This is a genomic window from Micromonospora sp. M51 (assembly GCF_018070305.1).
In the GTDB taxonomy this organism is placed as follows: Bacteria; Actinomycetota; Actinomycetes; order Mycobacteriales; family Micromonosporaceae; genus Micromonospora; species Micromonospora parva.
The window spans coordinates 1-3152 of the sequence record NZ_JAGPXZ010000704.1; the positions used below are offsets into that span (position 1 = coordinate 1).

Here is a 3152-nt window from a genome sequence, read left to right on the forward strand (position 1 = left end):
GTCCCGACCATGGCGATCTCACCCACCGGGGTACGGCCCGAGCCGGCCTCCTTCCGCGACCCGGCCAACCGGGTCTTCCACGTCGGCGACGAGGTGCTGCGCGGGCTGGACCCCCAGGCCGCGCAGCACTGGCGGGCGTTGACCGGCAGCACGTTCTTTCCGGCGCTCGTCGCCGCGCGCAAGGTCTGCGCCACCGAGGACGCCCCGCCCACACTGGTGCCCGCCGCGACCGGAACACCGTGGGCCGCCGTGCTGCGTCACGAGCGCATCCCGTTCGTCTCCCACCCGTACGAGTGGTCGTTCAGCATGCTGCGCGACGCCGCCCTGCTGCACCTGGAGATCCTCAACGCCGCGCTCGGCGAGGGTTTCACCACCAAGGACGGCTCCGCGTACAACCTCCAGTGGCGCGGCGCCGAACCGGTCTTCATCGACATCGGCTCGTTCGAACCGGTCCGCGACGGCGAACCGTGGGCCGGCTACCGGCAGTTCTGCCAGACAGTGCTCTACCCGCTGATGCTCACCGCCCACCTGGGCGTCGACTTCCAACCCTGGCTGCGCGCCCGGGTCGACGGCATCGAGGCCGACGAGCTGCGGCCCCTGTTCACCGGTGCCCGTCGGCTGCGCCCCGGCGTGCTGACCCACCTGCATCTGCACGGGGCCATGCAGCAACGCAACGCCGCCGCCAGCACCACCGAGGTCCGCGACCAACTGCGGGCTGCCGGCTTCTCCCGGGAGTTGCTGCTCGCCACCGTCCGCGGCATCGAGAAACTGGTCCGCAAGCTGGAGCACCGCCCGGCCGGGACCCACTGGTCGGACTACCAGCGCACCTGCGGCTACTCGGCCCGCGACCGGGTGGCGAAGGAGCAGTTCGTGGCCGCCTCGGTGGCTGCCGCCGGCACCCGCCCCCGCCTGGTGCTCGACCTCGGCGCCAACGACGGCCGGTACTCCCGGTTGGCGGCCGGGCACGCCGACTACGTGGTCGCCGTCGAGCAGGACCCGGCCGTCGTCGACGAGCTGTACCGCAAGCTGCGCTCGGAGGGGCAGCGCCGCATCCTGCCGCTGGTGCTGGACCTGGCCGACCCCTCGCCGGGTGGCGGCTGGCGGGGCGTCGAGCGGGCCGGCTTCGCCGAGCGGGCGTCCGCCGACGTGGTGCTCGCCCTGGCCGTCGTGCACCACCTGGCGATCGGGCGCAACGTGCCGCTGCCGGAGGTCGTCGACTGGCTCGCCGGGCTGACCGCACCGGGCGGGGCGGTGGTGGTGGAGTTCGTCCACCCGGAGGACCCGATGGCGACCCGGCTGCTGGCCAACAAGCCCGCCGGCCTCTTCCCGGACTACCGCCGCGACGCCTTCGAGACGGTGCTCGCCGCCCGGGGACGGATCACCGACCGGCTGGAGCTGCCCTCGGGCACCCGCACCCTCTACCGGACGGTGATGGGTGGCTGAACCGGCCTCCGTCGACCCGCCCGCCCTGCCGGACCCGCCGGCCGGGCGGTGGGAGCGGGGCTGGCGCGCAGAGCTGGGCCGGCTGCTGGAGATCGTCGCGCTGGTCGGTCTCGTGGTCACCCAACCCCTGCTGGACGTGCTCGGCCGCAGCCCCGACTTCTTCCTCTTCCACCGCGCCGACCCGGCCGAGATCCTGCTGCTGGTCGCCCTGGTGACGGTGGTCCCCACCGTCGCGGTGGCGCTGCTCGGGGCGCTCAGCCGACTCGCCGGCCGGACCGCCCGCGCCGTCACCCACACCGGGCTGGTCGGGCTGCTGGTCGCCGCGCTCGCCGTGCAGGTGGGCCGACACGTGACGCCGCTTCGGGGCGTACCGCTGCTGCTGGTGGCCGTGCTGGCCGGAGCCGCCGGCGCGCTCGCGCACCGGCGGTGGCGGGCGCCGGGCCGGGCCCTGCGACGGGCCGCCGCCGGCCCGGTGGCCTTCGGGGCGCTCTTCCTGCTCGTCTCGCCCACCGCGGCGGTGGTCCTGCCGCGCGGCGACGGCGGTGCGGCAGGGACCGCGCAGGGTTCGGCCGTGCACCCACCGGTGGTCATGCTGATCCTCGACGAGCTGCCACTGGTCAGCCTGCTCGGCCCGGACGGAAAGATCGACGCCGGTCGGTACCCGCACTTCGCCGAACTGGCCGGCGCCTCCACCTGGTACCGCAACTCGACAGGGGTCAGCGGGTGGACACCGAACGCGCTGCCGGCGATGCTCACCGGCCGCTACCCGGCGAAGCCCGTCGCCCCGCACTACTCGCAGTACCCGGACAACATCTTCACCGCCTTCGGCGGCCTCTACGACATCAAGGCCGAGGAGAGCATCACCCGGCTGTGCCCACCCAGCCGGTGCGAACAGCCGGTCACCCCGGAACAGGGGATGGGCGTGCTGGTCCGCGAGACCGGCAAGCTGCTCGGCCGGGTCGCCGGACCCACCGAGAGCACCGTCGACCCGGAAGACTCCTATCGCGAGCAGACCCGGGCCGAAGCCGGCCTGGACGCCGCCGAACCGGTGCCGGCCGACCCGAAGTTCCGGTGGGACAGCCTGGACGACAACCAACCGGCCCGGTTCACCAGCTTCCTGGCCGGGCTGAAGCCGACCGCCCGCCCCACCCTGCACTTCCTGCACCTGCTGATGCCGCACTCACCGTGGGCGTACCTGCCGTCCGGCGCGCGCTACGACGCCCCCGAGGACCTGCCCAACGACGGCGCCGGCTGGGTCGACCTGGCCCGGCAGCGGCACCTCGCCCAGCTCGGCTACACCGACCGGCTGATCGGCGAGACACTGCGGACGCTGCGCGCCAGCGGCCTCTACGACCAGGCGCTCGTCGTGGTGACCGCCGACCACGGGGTGAGCTTCCGCCCCGGCGCCCAGGGCCGGGGCATGGACGCCATCAAGGCCGCCGCCGGCGAGGTCGCCTGGGTGCCGACGTTCGTCAAGGAACCCCGGCAGCAGACCGGCCGGGTCGACGACCGCAACTGGGAACACGTCGACCTGCTGCCGACGGTGGCCGACGAGGCCGGCATCCGGTTGCCCTGGTCTGTCGACGGGCGGTCCGCCCGGCAGGCCCCCCGCACCGACGGTACGAAGCACTTCTACGCCCGCCCCGGCGAACCGGTCACCTTCCCCGGCGGCGTACCCACCCCGCCGCCGCTGCCCACACCGCACCCTC

2 protein-coding genes are annotated in these 3152 nt (G+C 74.2%); both read left to right on the top strand.

Annotated features, from left to right (window positions below):
• Positions 1–9 precede the first annotated feature (9 nt).
• Positions 10–1443, top strand: a complete 1434-nt coding sequence (locus KBX53_RS27390) for a bifunctional 2-polyprenyl-6-hydroxyphenol methylase/3-demethylubiquinol 3-O-methyltransferase UbiG (protein ID WP_210862419.1) — start codon at positions 10–12, stop codon at positions 1441–1443.
• Positions 1444–1468: 25 nt separating this feature from the next.
• Positions 1469–3152, top strand: a 1684-nt coding sequence (locus KBX53_RS27395) for a sulfatase-like hydrolase/transferase (RefSeq protein WP_247676305.1), incomplete at its 3' end; no start/stop codon positions are given.